The organism is Pseudomonas sp. GW822-FHT03F08 (assembly GCF_058801265.1).
Genome location: NZ_JBXANC010000001.1, coordinates 147,035 through 165,554, shown reverse-complemented (window position 1 = coordinate 165,554; position 18,520 = coordinate 147,035). Strand labels below are relative to the sequence as shown.

The 18,520-nt window shown below is 61.0% G+C and carries 18 protein-coding genes; 5 read left to right on the top strand and 13 right to left on the bottom strand.

Features of this window, described 5'->3' with window-relative positions:
* Positions 1–28 precede the first annotated feature (28 nt).
* On the bottom strand, positions 29–622 hold the full coding sequence (gene betI, locus AC1RME_RS00720; RefSeq protein WP_085731629.1) for a transcriptional regulator BetI: 594 nt from the start codon (positions 620–622) through the stop codon (positions 29–31).
* A gap of 425 nt (positions 623–1,047) precedes the next feature.
* Here betI and betT point away from each other — a divergent pair, with 425 nt between their 5' ends.
* Positions 1,048–3,045 carry a choline BCCT transporter BetT gene (betT, locus tag AC1RME_RS00715; RefSeq protein ID WP_493090249.1) on the top strand — a complete coding sequence of 666 codons (1,998 nt, stop codon included), beginning with the start codon at positions 1,048–1,050 and terminating at the stop codon, positions 3,043–3,045.
* 88 nt (positions 3,046–3,133) lie between these two features.
* Here betT and choV read toward each other — a convergent pair whose 3' ends face one another.
* The 3 genes from choV to AC1RME_RS00700 form a co-directional block, all read right to left on the bottom strand.
* Complete coding sequence (choV, locus tag AC1RME_RS00710; protein WP_096817748.1) at positions 3,134–4,312, bottom strand: choline ABC transporter ATP-binding protein; 1,179 nt, start codon at positions 4,310–4,312, stop codon at positions 3,134–3,136.
* Positions 4,309–5,154, bottom strand: a complete 846-nt coding sequence (gene choW, locus AC1RME_RS00705; RefSeq protein ID WP_085709139.1) for a choline ABC transporter permease subunit — start codon at positions 5,152–5,154, stop codon at positions 4,309–4,311. The genes choV and choW overlap by 4 nt, the downstream gene beginning before the upstream one ends.
* Positions 5,155–5,220: 66 nt before the next feature.
* The gene (locus tag AC1RME_RS00700) at positions 5,221–6,168 is read right to left on the bottom strand and encodes a choline ABC transporter substrate-binding protein (protein WP_096817750.1); all 948 of its coding nucleotides are present in this window, start codon (positions 6,166–6,168) and stop codon (positions 5,221–5,223) included.
* Between the two features lie 433 nt (positions 6,169–6,601).
* On the opposite strand from AC1RME_RS00700, the gene AC1RME_RS00695 reads away from it, so the two are divergent.
* Both AC1RME_RS00695 and gbdR read left to right on the top strand, forming a co-directional pair.
* Positions 6,602–7,978: an L-serine ammonia-lyase gene (locus AC1RME_RS00695; RefSeq protein WP_102619740.1), complete on the top strand. Its 1,377-nt coding sequence runs from the start codon at positions 6,602–6,604 to the stop codon at positions 7,976–7,978.
* A 446-nt stretch (positions 7,979–8,424) separates the two neighbouring features.
* Positions 8,425–9,528 carry a choline metabolism transcriptional regulator GbdR gene (gene gbdR, locus AC1RME_RS00690; RefSeq protein ID WP_065260190.1) on the top strand — a complete coding sequence of 368 codons (1,104 nt, stop codon included), beginning with the start codon at positions 8,425–8,427 and terminating at the stop codon, positions 9,526–9,528.
* On the opposite strand, the gene aac(6') is transcribed toward gbdR, so the two are convergent.
* From aac(6') to AC1RME_RS00655, 7 genes are all read right to left on the bottom strand, one after another.
* A complete protein-coding gene (gene aac(6') / locus AC1RME_RS00685; protein WP_493090247.1) occupies positions 9,529–9,975 on the bottom strand; it encodes an aminoglycoside 6'-N-acetyltransferase in 447 nt (148 codons plus the stop codon).
* A 55-nt stretch (positions 9,976–10,030) separates the two neighbouring features.
* Entirely contained in the window at positions 10,031–10,291 is a 261-nt protein-coding gene (locus AC1RME_RS00680) for a hypothetical protein (RefSeq protein WP_096817966.1), read from the bottom strand.
* 273 nt (positions 10,292–10,564) lie between these two features.
* Positions 10,565–11,728, bottom strand: a complete 1,164-nt coding sequence (locus tag AC1RME_RS00675) for a gamma-butyrobetaine dioxygenase (protein WP_493090245.1) — start codon at positions 11,726–11,728, stop codon at positions 10,565–10,567.
* Positions 11,729–11,752: 24 nt separating this feature from the next.
* Complete coding sequence (locus AC1RME_RS00670; RefSeq protein WP_085709143.1) at positions 11,753–12,229, bottom strand: thioesterase family protein; 477 nt, start codon at positions 12,227–12,229, stop codon at positions 11,753–11,755.
* 57 nt (positions 12,230–12,286) lie between these two features.
* A complete protein-coding gene (locus AC1RME_RS00665; protein WP_007959763.1) occupies positions 12,287–13,252 on the bottom strand; it encodes an L-carnitine dehydrogenase in 966 nt (321 codons plus the stop codon).
* A 70-nt stretch (positions 13,253–13,322) separates the two neighbouring features.
* The gene (cdhC, locus tag AC1RME_RS00660; RefSeq protein ID WP_011336296.1) at positions 13,323–14,210 is read right to left on the bottom strand and encodes a 3-dehydrocarnitine:acetyl-CoA trimethylamine transferase CdhC; all 888 of its coding nucleotides are present in this window, start codon (positions 14,208–14,210) and stop codon (positions 13,323–13,325) included.
* A 75-nt stretch (positions 14,211–14,285) separates the two neighbouring features.
* Positions 14,286–15,230 carry a choline ABC transporter substrate-binding protein gene (locus AC1RME_RS00655; RefSeq protein WP_096817760.1) on the bottom strand — a complete coding sequence of 315 codons (945 nt, stop codon included), beginning with the start codon at positions 15,228–15,230 and terminating at the stop codon, positions 14,286–14,288.
* A gap of 192 nt (positions 15,231–15,422) precedes the next feature.
* Between AC1RME_RS00655 and AC1RME_RS00650 the strand changes: the two genes are divergently transcribed.
* A complete protein-coding gene (locus tag AC1RME_RS00650) occupies positions 15,423–16,367 on the top strand; it encodes a GlxA family transcriptional regulator (protein WP_085688589.1) in 945 nt (314 codons plus the stop codon).
* Position 16,368: 1 nt separating this feature from the next.
* Here AC1RME_RS00650 and AC1RME_RS00645 read toward each other — a convergent pair whose 3' ends face one another.
* Both AC1RME_RS00645 and AC1RME_RS00640 read right to left on the bottom strand, forming a co-directional pair.
* On the bottom strand, positions 16,369–16,785 hold the full coding sequence (locus tag AC1RME_RS00645) for a DUF3010 family protein (protein WP_273539085.1): 417 nt from the start codon (positions 16,783–16,785) through the stop codon (positions 16,369–16,371).
* Positions 16,786–16,832: 47 nt separating this feature from the next.
* Positions 16,833–17,234 carry a lysozyme inhibitor LprI family protein gene (locus tag AC1RME_RS00640; RefSeq protein ID WP_096817968.1) on the bottom strand — a complete coding sequence of 134 codons (402 nt, stop codon included), beginning with the start codon at positions 17,232–17,234 and terminating at the stop codon, positions 16,833–16,835.
* A 234-nt stretch (positions 17,235–17,468) separates the two neighbouring features.
* Between AC1RME_RS00640 and AC1RME_RS00635 the strand changes: the two genes are divergently transcribed.
* Positions 17,469–18,446: a dipeptidase gene (locus AC1RME_RS00635; RefSeq protein WP_007959776.1), complete on the top strand. Its 978-nt coding sequence runs from the start codon at positions 17,469–17,471 to the stop codon at positions 18,444–18,446.
* Positions 18,447–18,520: the final 74 nt, after the last annotated feature.

Genomic DNA, 18,520 nt, shown 5'->3' with positions numbered 1-18,520 from the left:
TTCAGGGGCCGAGCGTTTTCTCTGTGCTCTAGCTCACCTTCTTGGCCAATTGGAAATCCATGTATTCGTAAGCGATCTGTTGCGCCTGCGCGGTGTCGAAAGCGTCTCCCGACAGCGCGCCGCGCAACCACAAGCCGTCAATCAGAGCTGCCAGTCCACGGGCGGCGCTGCGCGCATCTTCGAGCGGCAACACACGGCGGAACTCGCAGCACAGGTTGGAATACAGACGGTGATCGTTGATCCGCTGCAACCTGTGCAAAGACGGCTGGTGCATGCTGGTGGCCCAGAAGGCCAGCCAGGTTTTCATTGCCGGGCCATTGACCTGGCTGGCGTCGAAGTTGCCTTCGATGATCACCTGCAGATGCGCCCGGGGGCTGCTGTCTGCCAGCGCCTGACGGCGCGCGGTGACGTTCTCGCTGAGGACGCTCATCAGATACCGCATCGTGGCGGCAATCAGGCCGTTTTTGTCCTGAAAATAGTGACTGATGATGCCATTCGAGACACCGGCCAAACGGGCGATCAGCGCAATGCTGGCGTCCCCCATTCCGACCTGATCGACGGCCTGCAAAGTGGCTTCGATCAGTTGTTGGCGGCGGATGGGTTGCATACCGACCTTGGGCATCTTGCACATCTCCTTAGGCCTTCCAACGGGCGATAAACGCCGATCGGATTGAGGGCCAGTCTATTTTGTTTTGATTGAACGTTCAATCAACAAAGAATAAGATCTGCGACAAATCGTCGCTGCCTACAGATTTTTCCTACGTGTAAGTGGCGATAAACCGACATCCGAAAATGCTCGAAACCTGCGCGGGGCAAGGCGCGGTTCGACGTTCGATGGACGTGTTGAATGGGCAAGACGCTCGAGGCCAGGTTTCGGATGAACGTCCAGACCTCGGCCACGACGGCGATTCGCGGTGCCATCTCTGCAGGTTCGGGCTTTTTTCGGGGTGTCTTTATATCACCCGCCGGTCGGCTGCCAACTAACCGATTGGTCGGGTTCCGTGTTGCCTTGTGTTCTTCTCTCGCACTGCCTGGAGCATTTGTGCCATGAGTTCTGCCTCGCTTATAAAGACCCCGCCCGAGAAGGTGACGGTCAACGGTTGGGTGTTCTACACCTCTACCGCGTTGATTCTGTTGTTGACCGCCATTCTGATCATCGCCCCGCAAGAGGCCGGCAGATTGTTGGGAGTGGCTCAGGCCTGGTTGTCCCGCAGCTTCGGCTGGTACTACATGGTGGTGATCGCCGCTTACCTGGTGTTTGTGGTGGGCCTGGCGTTTTCTTCCTACGGCAAACTCAAACTGGGTAGCAAGGACGACACCCCGGATTTCAGCTATGGCGCCTGGGCGGGGATGCTGTTCTCGTCGGGTATCGGTATTTCGCTGCTGTACTTCGGCGCCTCCGAGCCGCTGGATCACTACTTCAACCCACCGGAAGGTGCGTCCGCTACCAACCTGGCGGCGCGTCAGGCTGTTCAGCTGACTTTCCTGCACTGGGGCCTGCACGGCTGGGCGATCTACGCACTGGTCGGTCTGGCTGTTGCCTATTTCGCTTACCGTCATAACCAGCCGCTGGCACTGCGTTCGGCGCTGTACCCGCTGGTGGGCGAGCGTTGGGTCAAGGGCGCTGCCGGTCATGCGGTAGACGGCTTCGGCATGTTCGTGACCCTGCTGGGTCTGGTGACCAACCTGGGGATCGGCTCGCTGCAAGTATCTTCGGGCCTGGAAAACCTGTTCGGCATGGAGCACAGCAACACCAACCTGCTGATCGTGATCATCGTGATGAGCACCGTGGCGACCATCGCTGCCGTGTCCGGCGTGGAAAACGGCATCCGTCGTCTGTCCAACCTCAACATCATTCTGTTCAGCGGCCTGCTGATTTTCGTGCTGCTGTTCGGCCCGACCCTGCACCTGCTCAACGGCTTCGTGCAGAACATCGGTGACTACCTCAACGGCGTGGTGCTGAAGACTTTCGACCTGTACGTCTATGAAGGCGACAGTGCCAAGTCCGACCGCTGGCTGGGCCTGTGGACTCTGTTCTACTGGGCATGGTGGATTTCCTGGGCCCCATTCGTCGGCATGTTCATCGCGCGGATTTCCCGTGGTCGTACCGTGCGTGAACTGGTGGCCGGCGTGCTGCTGATTCCGCTGGGCTTCACCCTGGCGTGGCTGTCGATCTTCGGTAACTCGGCACTGGACCTGGTGATGAACCACGGTGCGGTGGAGCTTGGCAAGACGGCGCTGGAACAGCCGTCGATGGCGATCTATCAGTTGCTTGAACATTACCCGGCGTCGAAAGTCGTCATCGGTGTGTCGATCTTTGTAGGTTTCGTACTGTTCCTGACCCCGGCCGACTCTGGCGCGGTAATGATGGCCAACCTTTCCTGCAAGGGCGGCACCGTCGACGAAGACGCACCGCACTGGTTGCGGATCTTCTGGTCGGTCGTGATCACCCTGGTGACCATCGGCCTGCTGTTCGCCGGTAACTTCGAAGCCATGCAGACCATGGTGGTGCTGGCCGGTCTGCCGTTCTCGGTGGTGCTGGTGTTCTTCATGTTCGGCTTGCACAAGGCCATGCGCCAGGACGTGCAGATCGAACAGGAGCAAGCGCAACTGGCTGAGCGCGGTCGTCGTGGTTTCAGCGAGCGCCTGACTCAACTGGACCTGCAACCGAGCCAGTCGGTGGTGCAACGTTTCATGGACAAACACGTTACTCCGGCGCTGGACGATGCGGCTGCACAGCTGCGTACCCAAGGCCTGGAAGTGCAAACGCTGCTGGGTAAATCCAAGCGTTGCATGGGCGTGCGCGTCGAGATGGAAGAGGGCAACCCTTTTGTCTACGAAGTGAGCCTGGACGGCTATCTGGCGACCCCGACCGAATCGGCCCAGTCCGATGAAGCGCGCCAGCGTTACTACCGCGCCGAGGTGTACCTGCACAACGGCAGCCAGGATTACGACCTGATGGGCTTCACGCAGGATCAGATCACTCGCGATGTGCTCGATCAGTTTGAAAGCCATCGGCAGCTCCTTGGCCGGGTGTACAGCTAATAGCGATTGTTCATTCCCACGTCCTGCGTGGGAATGATGAAAACAAAAACGCCGCGATCCTCTCGCGGCGTTTTTGTGTCTGCTCTCTTTACCCCAGGTTCTTGCCGAGCAGCGCGTGATACAGCTCGCTGTCCCCAAGAATCCCCACCACATGGTTGTTGTCGTGCAGCACCAGCTTGTTGCCGGTCTGGTAACGGATCTGCAAGGCGTCACGCATGCCGATGTTCGAATCCACCAGTGTCGGACGACGATCGAGGCCTTCCACCGCTTGCCCCGGCACCCAGTTCTGCAGGTCGAGTACCGAACCGTTCTTGCGTGCACCCTTGATGGTGTTGCCTTCAGCCAGGTCCAGCCACGAATCGCCGCCCGGATCGAGGCACACCGAACCGTTGATGCGTTTGCAGTTGTCCAGGGTGCGCATCAGGCTGCGACCGCAGAGCACGTTCAGCGGATTGGTGTGGGCAACGAAGGTGCGCACGTAATCGTCCGCAGGATTGAGCACGATCTCTTCCGGCACGCTGTACTGGATGATCCGGCCGTCTTTCATGATCGCGATGCGGCTGCCGAGTTTCAGCGCCTCGTCGAGGTCGTGGCTCACGAACACGATGGTCTTGCTCAGCTTGCGTTGCAGTTCCAGCAATTCATCCTGCAGACCCTGACGGATCAGCGGGTCGAGGGCCGAGAACGGTTCGTCCATCAGCAGAATGTCGGCGTCCATCGCCAGCGCGCGGGCCAGGCCTACACGCTGCTGCATGCCGCCGGACAGTTCGTTGGGTTTCTTGTTGCGCCACTGGGTCAGGCCGACCAGCTCAAGCTTGTCGTCCACCAGTTTGCGCCGTTCTTTCTCGGGACGGCCCTGCATTTCCAGACCGAAGCTGATGTTCTCGCGCACGGTCAACCAAGGCATCAGGGCGAACTTCTGGAAAACCATCGCAATGCGCTTGGTGCGCATCATTTTCAGTTCGGCCGGGGTGCAGGAGGCGATGTCGATCTGCTTGCCTTCGTGCTCGACGAACAGCTTGCCGCGGCTCACGGTGTTGAGGCCGTTGATGCAGCGCAACAGGCTGGATTTGCCGGAGCCGGACAGGCCCATCAGTACGCAGATTTCACCTTTCTCGATATCCAGGCTGGCTTTTTCAACGCCGACAATCTGCCCGGTCTTTTTCAGGATCTCGTTACGGGTCATGCCCTGATCCAGCAGCTTGAGCGCCTCGCGTGGATCCTTGGCGAAGATAACGTCAACGTTATCGAAGCGAATAATGCTCATGCGTCACCCCCTACTTTTGCGTCGGGTTGTTTGCAGATACGGTCGAGCATGATCGCCAGCAGTACGATCGCCAGGCCCGCTTCGAAGCCCAGGGCGATATCAGCAGTGTTCAGTGCGTTGACCACCGGTTTGCCGAGTCCGTCGGCGCCCACCAGTGCCGCGATCACCACCATCGACAATGAAAGCATGATGCACTGGGTGATGCCGGCCGCGATGCTTGGCATGGCGTGGGGCAGTTCGATCCGTGAAAGCAGTTGGCGACGCGAGCAGCCGAAGGCCTTGCCGGCGTCCATCAGTTCTTCCGGGACATCGCGGATGCCCAGGTAGGTCAGGCGGATCGGCGCAGCGATGGCGAACACCACCGTGGAGATCAGGCCCGGAACCACGCCCAGCCCGAAGAGGGTCAGGGTAGGAATGAGGTAAACGAAGGTCGGTACGGTCTGCATCAGATCGAGCACCGGCCTCATCAAAGTGTAGAACATCGGTTTATGCGCAGCGACGATGCCCAGCGGCACGCCGATGACCACGCAGACCAGGGTCGCGAACATGACCTGGGCGAGGGTTTCCATGGTTTCCTGCCAGTACCCCAGATTGAGGATCAGCAGAAAGGAGGCGATCACGAAGGCGGTGAGGCCCCATTTGCGTTGAATGAAGTGCGCGAGCAGAGCGATGAGGCCGATCAACACCAGCGGGTTGAACCAGGTCAGCGCAAACGTCACGCCGTGGATCATCGTTTCCAGGGTCACGGCGATTGCGTCGAAGGTGCTGGCGCCGTGTTGCGTCAACCATTCAACGAAGCCCGCGATGTACTGGCCTAAAGGGATTTTCTGATCAATCAGCATGGTAGTGAACGTCCGCATGCAAGGAAATAAACAGCCCGGACGGCCGGAGCCGTCCGGCATAAGCGATTACTGATTCAACTTGGCTTTCACGGCCTCCAGGCCAGGTTTACCGTCAATGGTGGTCACGCCAGCGAGCCAGGTATCGAGCACCTGTGGATTCTTTTTCAGCCAGGCCTTGGCGGCCGCGTCAGGCTTCATCTTGTCGTCCAGGATGTTGCCCATCAGGGTGCTTTCCATGTCGACGGTGAACTCCAGATTCTTCAGCAACTGACCGACGTTGCTGCATTCTTCGACGTAGCCCTTGCGGGTGTTGGTCGCAACGGTGGCCGCGCCGAAATCCGGGCCGAAGAAGTCGTCGCCGCCGGTCAGGTATTGAATCTTGAAGCGCTTGTTCATCGGGTGCGGCGCCCAGCCGAGGAAAACCACGGCGGTGTCGCGTTTCTGCGCGCGGTCGACCTGCGAGAGCATGCCCGCTTCGGACGATTCGACGACTTTGAAACCCGCGGCTTTCAGGCCGAAGGCATCCTTGTCGATCATGCTCTGGATCAGACGGTTGCCGTCGTTGCCCGGCTCGATGCCATAGATCTTGCCGTCGAGTTCTTTCTTGAATTTGGCGATGTCGGCGAAGTCATGCAGGCCCTTGTCGTACAGCGCCTGCGGTACGGCGAGGGTGTATTTGGCGCCCTTGAGGTTGGTGCGCACGACTTCCACGGTGCCGGCATCACGGTAGGCCTTGATGTCGTTTTCCATGGTCGGCATCCAGTTGCCGAGGAACACGTCCATGTTCTTGCCGTCGGCCAGCGACTTGTAGGTCACGGGCACGGAGATCATGGTGGTCTTGGTCTTGTAGCCGAGGGCGTCGAGCACCACGCTGGTGGTCGCGGTTGTTGCGGTGATGTCGGTCCAGCCGACATCGGAGAAGTTAACGGTACTGCACTGCGCCGGTTCTGCGGCTTGAGCCAGTAACGGCAGACTCAGCATGGCGGCCAACAACAACGACGGGGAACCTTTCATGGATGGACTCCTTGGTGTTTTTTTTGGCAGTGTTCCGACTGGACCACCGCACTTATAGGTTGCGGTTGGATGGCGTTCTGGAGACAGCTCTACCACGGCGCCTTGCAATCGAGTCGATACGATCATGTACCAGTGAAAATCTGACGCCTACAGGGTGCGTCGTATCCAGTACAGGGATGGTCGCATCCAGTGTCGGTGACGTCGTTTACAGCTTTTTTCAGCCCCGTTTGGCCATCTGAACCGCATAAAAACGGCGAAAACACGGGCGAAAACCGGCACGGCGTTAGTGGGCATGAGTGCGTCGGTGTCAGACGCCGAGCGACCCGGGAAAAGCCTGATGATGCGGGCATTCCGGCGGATCGCAGCTTGAGCGTAGCAGCTCCGCCAGCGGGCGCTTCACGCCCCGGACGGCACTCTCAGGAGCTCTGCATCAATGGCTATCAGCGTTTTCGACCTGTTCAAAATCGGCATCGGCCCGTCCAGCTCTCACACCGTCGGGCCAATGCGCGCCGCGGCGCTGTTCGTCGAGTCTCTGCGCGACAAATTCCTGCTGGAGCAAGTGCGGCGGATCGAGGTGCAGCTGTTCGGTTCGCTGTCGGCCACCGGTGTCGGTCACGGCAGCGACAACGCCGTGATCATGGGACTGATGGGCGAGTGGCCGGACGCGATCGATCCGTCGCAGATCGGCCCACGAATCCAGGCCCTGCGCGAAACTCACACCCTTTTACTGGATGGTCGTTTGTCGGTGCCCTTTATATGGGCCCGCGACATGCGCCTGATCGACGAAAACCTGCCGTTCCATCCCAACGCCATGACCCTGGTTGCCGAAGGCGATCACGGCGAGATTCATCGCGATACCTACTATTCGGTCGGCGGCGGTTTTGTCGTCGATGAGGCGCAGGCGTCCAGCGGTGTGGTGGATCTGGATCGCACCGAATTGCCTTATGACTTCTCCAGCGCCGTCGAGCTGCTGGAGCTGTGCAAGCAGAACAATCTGCGTGTCGCCGAACTGATGATGGCCAACGAGAAAGTCTGGCGCAGCGAAGAGGAAATCCGCGCCGGGCTGATGAAGCTCTGGCGGGCGATGCAGGATTGCGTCGAGCAGGGCCTCAAGCACGAAGGCATCCTGCCCGGCGGCCTGAACGTGCGGCGGCGTGCGGCCAAGTTGCACCGCAGCCTTCAGGAATTGAACAAGCCCAATGTGATCGGCTCGACCCTCAGCGCCATGGAGTGGGTCAACCTGTTCGCCCTGGCGGTGAACGAAGAAAACGCGGCCGGCGGGCGCATGGTCACGGCACCGACCAACGGCGCGGCCGGGATCATTCCGGCGGTGCTGCACTACTTCATGAAATTCAGCGAGGCAGTGACCGACGCCAACGTGGTCGACTATTTCCTCGGGGCGGCAGCGGTGGGGATTCTGTGCAAGAAGAACGCCTCGATCTCTGGCGCTGAAGTCGGTTGCCAAGGCGAGGTCGGTTCGGCCTGCGCAATGGCGGCGGCAGGGCTGGCGGAAATCCTCGGCGCAAGCCCGGAGCAATTGTGCAACGCGGCTGAAATCGGCCTGGAACATAACCTCGGCCTGACCTGCGATCCGGTGGGCGGTCTCGTCCAGGTGCCGTGCATCGAGCGCAATGCCATTGCGGCGGTCAAAGCGATCAATGCGGCACAGATGGCCCTGCGCGGCGATGGTCAGCACTTTATTTCGCTGGACCGGGTGATCCGCACCATGCGCGATACCGGCGCCGACATGCATGACAAATATAAAGAGACTTCGCGGGGCGGGTTGGCGGTCAGCGCGGTCGAGTGCTGATTCCTCTGAGAACACCAGACCAGTCAAAACTGCGCACCAAGCGAGCATCGGCAATAAAACGCGCCACCTTTTGGCGCGTCGCAATCAGATAAGAGTCTTTCCCACCTCCAGCGCGTGATTGATGCTGGCGACCGTCCGTCACCCGTGCCTGCGGTGACACTGTCCGACAATCGCGCCCGGCCCTGTTCCCACAAGTGCTACCGATTTGCTCACGCGCTTCGGGGCAGGGCTTTCACCGCCGCTGATGGCACTTCGAACTACCTTTCGTCGGACGGCTTGTATAGACGCGTCGCGACGTCGTTTTCAGGAGTTATTGAACGCACATTCAATTTCAGGCATGGCAATTGCTCTGTCATAACAAAGCCCCGTCTCACGCAAGAGAACGATGGCAATAACAAGAGCCTCCGCCTGAGGCCATCACCCGCTTTGTGTGAGGAGATACCGCGATGACGTCGTTCAACTCCGGGGCTCAACCCCAGAACCGTGCGCCTCAATCCATCGGCTTTCTGCTGCTGGACAATTTCACGCTGATTTCCCTGGCTTCCGCAGTCGAACCGCTGCGCATGGCCAACCAGTTGTCCGGTCGCGAGCTGTATCGCTGGACCACCCTCACCGTCGACGGTGGCCAGGTCTGGGCCAGTGACGGTCTGCAGATCACTCCCGACGCCTCCATGCACAAAGCCCCGGCTCTCGACACCATCATCGTGTGCGGCGGGATCGGCATTCAACGCACTGTTACCCGTGAACACGTCTCGTGGCTGCAAAGCCAGGCGCGCCAGTCCCGTCGCCTCGGTGCCGTGTGCACCGGCAGTTGGGCCCTGGCCTGCGCCGGCCTGCTCGACGGCTTCGATTGCAGCGTGCACTGGGAATGTCTGGCGGCGATGCAGGAAGCTTTCCCGCGCGTTGCGATGAGCACCCGTCTGTTCACCCTCGACCGCAACCGTTTCACCAGCTCCGGAGGCACCGCGCCGCTGGACATGATGCTGCACCTGATCAGCCGCGATCACGGTCGTGAACTGTCCGCCGCGATCTCGGAAATGTTCGTCTACGAGCGCATCCGCAACGAGCAGGATCACCAGCGCGTGCCGCTCAAGCACATGCTCGGCACCAACCAGCCGAAACTGCAGGAAATCGTCGCGCTGATGGAAGCCAACCTGGAAGAGCCGATCGACCTCGACGAACTGGCGGTGTACGTCGCCGTGTCCCGTCGCCAGCTCGAGCGCTTGTTCCAGAAATACCTGCACTGCTCGCCGTCGCGCTACTACCTCAAGCTGCGCCTGATCCGTGCCCGGCAACTGCTCAAACAGACGCCGATGTCGATCATCGAAGTGGCGTCGGTCTGCGGGTTTGTGTCGACGCCGCACTTCTCCAAGTGCTACCGCGAATACTTCGGCATTCCGCCGCGTGACGAGCGCGTCGGTTCCAACACCACCCAGCAGGTGGCGATGCTGCCGCTGCCGCAGGCCATCGTGATGTCGCCGCTGTCCGGGCCGATGTCGGCGCTTAGCCAGGCGCGCAACGAGTCGACCTTTGCCAGCGTGCGCCTCTGATCAGAGCGCGCGCTTGAAGTACACGACGCGCTCGGTTTCCTCGAAGCCGAGCGCCTTGTGCGTCGCTTGACTAGTCAGGTTGTCGACACCGGTGTCGGAAGCCATTTCCACGCAGCCGTTTTCCCGTCCCCACTGCGCAACGTGCTCGATCAACCGGGCGGCCACGCCATGGCGGCGCTGTTCTGGCACCACGTAGATGCCTTCCAGATACACCACCGGCGAGCTGTCGGTGCCGTTGACGTAATCGGTGCGCAATGAGGCTTCGGCGAGGCCGACCGGATGGTTCTGCGTGTCGTAGGCGACGAAGTTGATATAGCGCTGCGGCGCTTTCAGTTGCTGCTCGATTTCATCGCGATGTTCGTGTTCCGAAGCATCGGGCCAGAGGGCCTGGCGCAGGGGCAGCCAGCCCGATTGCTCGCTGGACTGGCAGTTTTGGATAAGGAACATCGGCGTTCGCTCGTGGTGGTCGTCAAGGCCACCACTCTAGCAAACGCCCGGGATGTCAGGCGCGGGTCTGCTGATACTGCGCCAGGGCCGGCAGCAACTGCTTGTCGATGGCTTCACGCACGGTCGGCTGAATACTCGCGCTGCTGGTGTACATCTGCTTGACCATGGTGCGCAACGTATTGGCCCGTACATCGTCCAGGCCCCGCACCGCGCACTCGCAGGCCTGCTGGGCAGACGAGCCCGACGGTACTTCGAATCCCAACGACTTGAGTTGGCCCAACAGGTCTTCCTGATCGATCAAATCGGCATACATCATGACGCGAATCCTTCTTCGGCAACGGAGGTCGTGACTCGATTCTGGTAGGCCTGCCCAGGCACGGCAAGGGCGATTTGTCGCAGTGTCCACATTGGCTATGAGCATGTCGTTTTCGGCTAACTTGCCGTGTCGGGGAGTGGGCACACTGAACCCAGCTCGCTTCACGAAGGTTTGGTCACCCTCGGCATGGCAGCTCCTCAACAGTACCCTCGCCCCGATCCTGTCACGGCTTGTATCGGGGCTTTTTTTGCCTGCGAATAACGCTGCCGCGGTCTAGCGCTGCAACACCAGAATCCGCGACAGCAACTCATCCCGATCGATGTAGCAGCCCTGAAAGTGCCGGGCCCCGGTGGTCGGGTCGAAGGCGTTGCGCGCATGCAGGGTGCGGCGGTTGTCGAAGCACCACAACTCGCCCGGATTGAGCCGCTGCATCAGCCGGAAGCGTGGCTCGCGGGTCATGGCGATGAAGCGTCGATACGCGCGATACAGCAGGGGCATTTGCTCGACTGAGGTGTCGAACGCGCCGCGCAGAAAGTTGGCCATGCGGATTTCCGCAACCCGGCCCAAGGCATCCAGGGCGATGATCGGGGCGAGGCAGCGATAGTCGCTGTGGCGGTCCTTGTTGCGAAATTCCACCGGGATCTCGCACAGCGCCTTGAACGACGAGGGATCTTCCTGACGCAAGGCTTCGGCAATCGCAAAACCGTCGACGAAAATACTCTCGCCACCCTCGGCGTCGTTCACCAGACAATGCAGAAATTGCAGCCCCGGTTGCAGCTCGCGAGTCGGCAGGTCGGTGTGCAACGGCAGGTTGAAAGCGGTGTAGGCATTGCTGTCGGCATCGGCCTTGGATTGCACGTTGAACAGCACGCCGAAATTGCTCTCGCGGATGAACGAAATGCGCTGGGCGATCAGCTTCAGCGAACCGGGTTCGGTGGGCACGCCGCGCACCTGGGTCAGACCGATGTCGCGCACGGCCAGCAACCATTGCAGCAGCGCGGCGTTGTCGTTCATCAGGGCTGAATAGTCGAACACCGGCAACTGCAAGTCGCTGCGCCAGAGAAAGGCTTTCGGTTTGGCGGCCAGGCGTTCGACGCGGGTCTCGTCGTCATAGGCGTGGGCCCGCAACCAACCCGCATCGAAGCAGCTGAGGTGGCCGTCCTGCCAGTCGATACGCAGGCAGCCATCGGTGTCGATGTGCGCGGCGGAGGGCGACAGATCCTGCGCCGCATCGACGATCTCGAACACCTGCTCGCGGGTAACGCTGTAGACGCACTGCGGACACGGGCAGTTGTCCCGCAGCCACACATGGTGGAACGGGCTGACGCGCCCGTCGGCCCATTCGATCAGGACGCGATCCGCCAGGTTCTGCACGCCGTTCAGCGCGCTGATCAACGGATAAGTACGGAAATCGGCAACTGCGGCGGCGGTTTGCATGGCGGCTCCTTGCGTTGGATGGATTTACCGGGCTGGCGGCAATGCGATGACCCGGCCGATGTAAGCCGGGGCGGGCAGGTCGGCCTGCTCGGCGACGATGGCTTGCAGGCGGCTCAGGGTGTCCGGGGTAAACGGAGCCGAACGCGGCCCGGCGAGGTCGACGTGCAGCAGCATCTGTTCGTTGCCGGCCAGTTCCTTGTCACCGCCGGCCAGGTGCAGGCTGTGATAGAGGTGCAGGCGTTTCTGGTCGTGACCGATGATCTGTGTGCGCACTTCGACCTCGGCATCGAGCTTCACTTCGTGCAGATAGTTGAGGTGCAGTTCGAGGGTGAACAATGAGTTACCGCTGGCCTCGCGGTTGTTGCTGTCCATACCGAGGCGGTCCATCAGGGCGTCGGTGGCGTAGCTGAAGATCAGCAGATAGAAGGCGTCACGCAGGTGGCCGTTGTAGTCGACCCAGTCGGGGATGATTCTGGTTTGGTAGGTGGTGAGGGTGGGCATATTTATCTCCAGGCACGTTCGTACCCACGCTTTGCGTGGGTACGATCAATCAACACATCACTCGCTGAAACTCATCCCGTGCTTCTCTTTGGTGGTCTTCACCGCCTCAAGCACCGCCAGCAGGCAATCATCACGATAGCGCTCCAGCGCCGAAATACTGTGTCGCCCCAGTTGATCGCTGGTGCCATCCACCACATCGTCGATCAACTTGTCCGTCAGTTCCGGTGCCGGCAGATAGGTCCACGGCAACTGCAACGCCGGGCCGAACTGCGACATGAAGTGACGCATGCCCGCATCGCCACCGGCCAGGGTGTAGGTCAAAAACGTACCCATGAACGACCAGCGCAGACCGGCACCAAAGCGGATCGCATCATCGATTTCACCGGTGGTCGCCACACCGTCGTTGACCAGGTGCAGCGCCTCGCGCCACAGCGCTTCGAGCAGGCGGTCGGCGATGAACCCCGGCACTTCCTTGCGCACATGCAGCGGGCGCATGCCGAGGGATTCGTAGACTTTCATCGCCGCTTGAACCGCTTCCGGCGCGGTGTTCTTGCCGCCGACCACTTCAACCAGCGGCAGCAGGTAAACCGGGTTAAACGGGTGACCGACCACGCAACGTTCCGGGTGGGTCGAACTCTCGTAGAACTCGCTCGGCAACAGGCCCGAGGTGCTGGAGCCGATCAGGGCATTGGGCTTGGCCGCCGCGCTGATCTTGCTGTGCAGTTCCAGTTTCAGTTCGAGGCGTTCCGGGGCGCTTTCCTGGATGAAATCCGCATCGCGTACGCATTCTTCAATGGTCGCCACAAAGCGCAGGCGGTCCTGCGAGGCGCCCGGCGCCAGACCGTTTTTCTCCAGCGCGCCCCAGGCATTGGCCACGCGTTTGCGCAGCGCCGCTTCGGCACCCGGCGCCGGGTCCCAGGCCACCACGTCGAGGCCATGGGCGAGGGCGCGGGCGACCCAGCCGCTGCCGATGACGCCGCTGCCCAGTGCTGCGAAGGTTTTGATTTCGGTGATAAAGCTCATGGTCACTTCCTGGAATGAGGCAAAAAAACGGTGGGCGCCAATGGCCCGCCCACCGGGGGAAAGGGTGGCTTCAGCCGCGCTGGGTCAGGCCCATTTTCTTGCGACCTTCCGCCGGGGTCAGTACGCGGGCGCCGAGACGGCTGAGGATTTCGCTGGCGCGTTCGACCAGTTGGCCGTTGGTCGCGAGCACGCCTTTGTCCAGCCACAGGTTGTCTTCCAGACCGACCCGCACGTTGCCGCCGAGCAGCACCGCTTGCGCCGCCATCGGCATTTGCATCCGGCCGATGCCGAAGCCGGCCCACACCGCGTCGGCGGGCAGGTTGTCGACCATGGCTTTCATGGTGGTGGTGTCGGCCGGCGCCCCCCACGGGATGCCCAGGCACAGCTGGAACAGCGGGTTGTCGAGCAGGCCTTCCTTGATCATCTGTTTGGCGAACCACAGGTGACCGGTGTCGAAAATCTCAAGCTCCGCCTTCACGCCCAGCTCGGTGATGCGCTTGGCGCCGGCGCGCAGTTGCGCCGGGGTGGAGACGTAAATGGTGTCGCCGTCGCCGAAGTTCAGGGTGCCGCAATCCAGGGTGCAGATTTCCGGCAGCAGCTCCTCGACGTGGGCCAGACGGGTCAGCGGGCCGACCAGATCGGTGTTCGGGCCGAACTCCATCGGGTTCTCTCCCGGGCCGATTTCCAGGTCGCCGCCCATGCCGGCGGTGAGGTTGACGATGATGTCGACGTCGGCTTCGCGGATGCGCTCCATGACTTCGCGGTACAGCGCCACGTCGCGGCTGAACTTGCCGGTCTGCGGGTCGCGGACATGGCAATGCACGACGGTGGCACCGGCCTTGGCCGCTTCCACAGCGGCTGCGGCGATCTGTTTCGGAGTGACCGGCACGTGAGGGCTCTTGGCGGTCGTGTCGCCAGCACCGGTGAGTGCGCAGGTGATGATGACGTCGTGGTTCATGGTGCGTTTTCCTTCAGGCGTGATGGGTCTGTTCGCAGCCCGTGGCGGGCTGCGAAGTGGTTCGTTCGTTGCGGTTTATTTACTGGTGAGCTGGAGGTTTTCAGCCGCCGGTTTGCCATCGAAGGTGGTGACGCCTTCGAGCCAGCGCTGTTTGTCCTGCGGGTGATCCTTGAGCCATTGCTTGGCCGATTCGAAAGCATCCTTGTGATCGAGCAGCGGCTGCATCATCCGGCTCTCGTCTTCGGCGGTGAACGTCAGGTTGCTCAGCAGGCGGCCGACGTTCGGGCATTGTTCGGCGTATTTCGGCGCGGTGACGGTCCACACGGTGGCCATGCCTTCGTTCGGGCCGAGGGCGTCGTCGCTGCCGGTCAGATAAGTCATCTTCACGTTGACGTTCATCGGGTGCGGCGCCCAGCCGAAGAACACCACGGCTTCCTTGCGGCGCACGGCGCGATCGACGGCGGCGAGCATGCCGGCCTCGCTGGATTCCACGAGCTGGAATTTGCCGAGGCCGAACTGGTTCTTGGCGATCATCGCCTTGATCTGGGTGTTGGCGCCCGAGCCTGGCTCGATGCCGTAGATCTTGCCGCCCAGTTCTTTCTCGAACTTGGCGATGTCAGCGAAGGTTTTCAGACCCTTGTCCGCCAGATAGGTCGGTACGGCGAGGGTGGCGCGGGCATCCTTGAGGCTCGGGGCCTGGAGGACTTTGACCTGATTGGCGTCGACGAACGGGGTGATGGTCTGGGTCATCAACGGGTTCCAGTAGCCGAGGAACAGGTCCAGACGCTGGTCGCGGATCCCGGCGAAGATGATTTGCTGGGACGCGCTGGTTTGTTTGGTGCTGTAGCCGAGGCCGTCGAGCAGAACCTGGGTCATGGCGCTGGTGGCGATCACGTCGGTCCAGTTCACGACGCCCATGCGCACGTTCTGGCACGCGGCAGGTTCGGCCGCCATGACACTGGCGCTTAAAAACGCGGTACCGCTGAGTGCGAGAACACAGCTGCTGATCAGTCGTTTCATGTCGGGTTCCTCGGCAGGTCGTTATTGTGGGTTCCGGCATCTGTCGTGCCGGTGATGCCAAATTACGCAGCAACGCCCCCACAAAAACGCACTGCGGCGACCAGCTCTTGCACTGCAGCGACCTGTGCTCTTGAATGCCGCCGACAACTGGCGTATCAACGTTGCACGCTACCCGCTGACCGAGTGCGCGCCATGTCCCAGGATTTCTACTTTCTGTTGATGCCGGGTTTTTCCGCCATCGGTTTCATCTCTGCGATCGAACCGCTGCGGGTGGCCAACCGCTTTCGCGGCGAGCTGTACCGCTGGCACGTGTTGAGCGCCGATGGCGGGGCGGTGCTGGCGAGCAACGGGATGTCGGTCAACGCCGATGCGGCGCTGGAGCCGCTGAAAAAAGGTGCGACGCTGCTGGTGGTCGCCGGGTTCGAACCGTTGAAATTCGCTACCCCGGCGCTGGAGCACTGGCTGCGCCGCCTGGACAACGAAGGCGTGACCCTCGGCGCCATCGACACTGGCAGCTTCGTCCTCGCCGAGGCCGGCCTGCTAGACGGCCATCGCCTGACCCTGCACTGGGAGGCCATCGATGCCTTCAAGGAATCTTATCCACAGCTCAGCGTCACCCAGGAGCTGTTCGAGATCGACCGTCGGCGCATCACGTCCGCTGGCGGCACCGCATCCATCGACCTGATGCTCGACCTGATCGCCCAGGCCCACGGCCCGCAACTGGCGATCCAGGTCAGCGAGCAGTTTGTATTGGGAAGGATTCGTCCGCGCAAGGACCACCAGCGTATGGAAGTCGCCACACGTTACGGCATCAGCAACAAGAAACTGGTGCATGTGATCGGCGAGATGGAGCAGCACAGCGAACCGCCGCTGACCACCCTGGAACTGGCGGAATCGATCAAGGTGACGCGGCGGCAACTGGAGCGCCTGTTCCGCCTGCACCTGAACGACACCCCGAGCAACTTCTACCTGCGTTTGCGGCTGGAGAAAGCCCGGCAGCTGTTGCGCCAGACCGACATGAGTGTGCTGGAAGTCAGCATCGCCTGCGGGTTTGAATCACCGTCGTATTTCACCCGCAGTTACCGGGCCAAGTTTGCCCGGTGTCCGCGGGAGGATCGGCGTACCGCTCAGGCTTGAGTTACTTTTTCAGCAAAGCGGAGCAGGCCGCCTTGTAAGCCTCGTGCTGATACTTGTTCAGCGTCCCCGGCAGCTCGAAGTTGTGCTTCTTGGCCTGGGCATTGATGGTCTGCGGCGACAGCAGCGTCACCTCACAACCGTCCAGCAACTGAAAAACGCCCTCGATCTTGAACGTGGTCGGCCCACCGGCAAACTCGCCCTTCTTGCTGCGCTTCTTGATCGCGATGCGATCGATGGCGTTTTCCCGCACAAACGACGCTACCTGCGCAGCGAACACTTTGACGTTGGCCGCCTCGTCGTCATCGTCCAGCGCGATTTTCTTGGTGCTCAACGCAACATGGCTCAGCGCCGAACCGTCGAGGGAGGCCACGGCGATGATCGCTTCACTGCCTTTGATTTCGATACCGCAGATGTTCATGTGAATCCCTTGATTGGCTGGAGAGGTGCAGCTTACAGCTCAAGTCCTCACTCCTGCCCAATCGACTCCAAAAACTCCGATCGCTCGTCACTCATCCGCGCCACACAATCATTCTGCGCAATCTTGAACGCCTTGCTGCCGTCCGTCGCCGGGAAGGCTTCTACGGCGCAATCGGCGTCGCGGGTTTTCAGCCATTGTTGCTGGGCGGTCTTGAGTTTGGCGGTGATGTCGGTCAGTTGCGCAGGGTTCTTGCCGTAGGTCGATTGCATGCGCTCGTTCAGGCTTTTGAAGTTGTCCTGGAGCAGGTCTTCGGCGGTGGTGCGGCTGTAGGTCGAGCATTCCAGGGTCTGGACGTCGTTTTCCACCGCGTCGCACGGGTTGTTGTCGGACTCTTCGGCGGCGTGTACGCCGGTCGCAATCAGTGCCAAAGCCAGGAAGATCGATTTCATTGATGTCGCCGCTCTAATCCAGTGGTGTTTCCGAGATGCGGCAGATTCTGGCTCAAGCTTGCGGGCTTGAACAGGTGGCTGGTCGGACCGGTTGGCGACCCTTTGTCGCGGATTGACGCTTTCGGCAATTCCCCTGTCGTTTTTGCACCCGGCTGGTCGCGCACCGAGGCATATGCTGGCCCCAAAGCGCCGGCAGACGATTCGGCGCATGAATCGCCAATAAGGGGACGCCTGATGAGCCCAGCCGAATTACACGCCGACAGCATCGTTATCGACGGTCTGATCATTGCCAAATGGAACCGCGAGCTGTTCGAAGACATGCGCAAGGGCGGTCTGACGGCGGCCAACTGCACCGTGTCGGTGTGGGAGGGCTTTCAGGCCACGGTCAACAACATCGCTGCCAGCCAGAAACTGATTCGCGAAAACAGCGATCTGGTGATCCCCGTCCGCACTACCGCCGACATCCGCAAGGCCAAGGAGCAGGGCAAGACCGGCATCCTCTTCGGCTTCCAGAACGCCCATGCGTTCGAAGACCAGATCGGCTATGTCGAGGTGTTCAAGCAGCTCGGCGTCGGCATCGTGCAGATGTGCTACAACACCCAGAACCTGGTGGGCACCGGTTGCTATGAGCGTGACGGCGGTCTGTCGGGCTTCGGTCGCGAAATCGTCGCCGAGATGAACCGTGTCGGCGTCATGTGCGACCTGTCCCACGTCGGCTCCAAGACTTCCGAGGAAGTCATCCTCGAATCGAAAAAACCGGTCTGCTATTCCCACTGCCTGCCGTCGGGGCTCAAGGAGCACCCGCGCAACAAGTCCGATGAAGAACTGAAGTTCATTGCCGACCACGGCGGTTTCGTCGGCGTGACCATGTTCGCGCCGTTCCTGGCCAAGGGCATCGACTCGACCATCGACGACTACGCCGAAGCCATCGAATACACCATGAACATCGTGGGCGAAGACGCCATCGGTATCGGCACCGACTTCACCCAGGGTCACGGTCAGGACTTCTTCGAATACCTGACCCACGACAAGGGCTACGCCCGCCGTCTGACCAACTTCGGCAAGATCATCAACCCGCTGGGCATCCGCACCGTCGGCGAGTTCCCGAACCTGACCGAAACCCTGCTCAAGCGCGGCCACTCCGAACGTGTGGTGCGCAAGATCATGGGTGAAAACTGGGTCAACGTCTTGAAAGACGTCTGGGGCGAGTAAGCCGCTTCTCTGAATACTTTCCCCCGGCCGTCCGCGCCGGGGGCAACACCCAAATTTTTCTGGAGTTAAGTTTC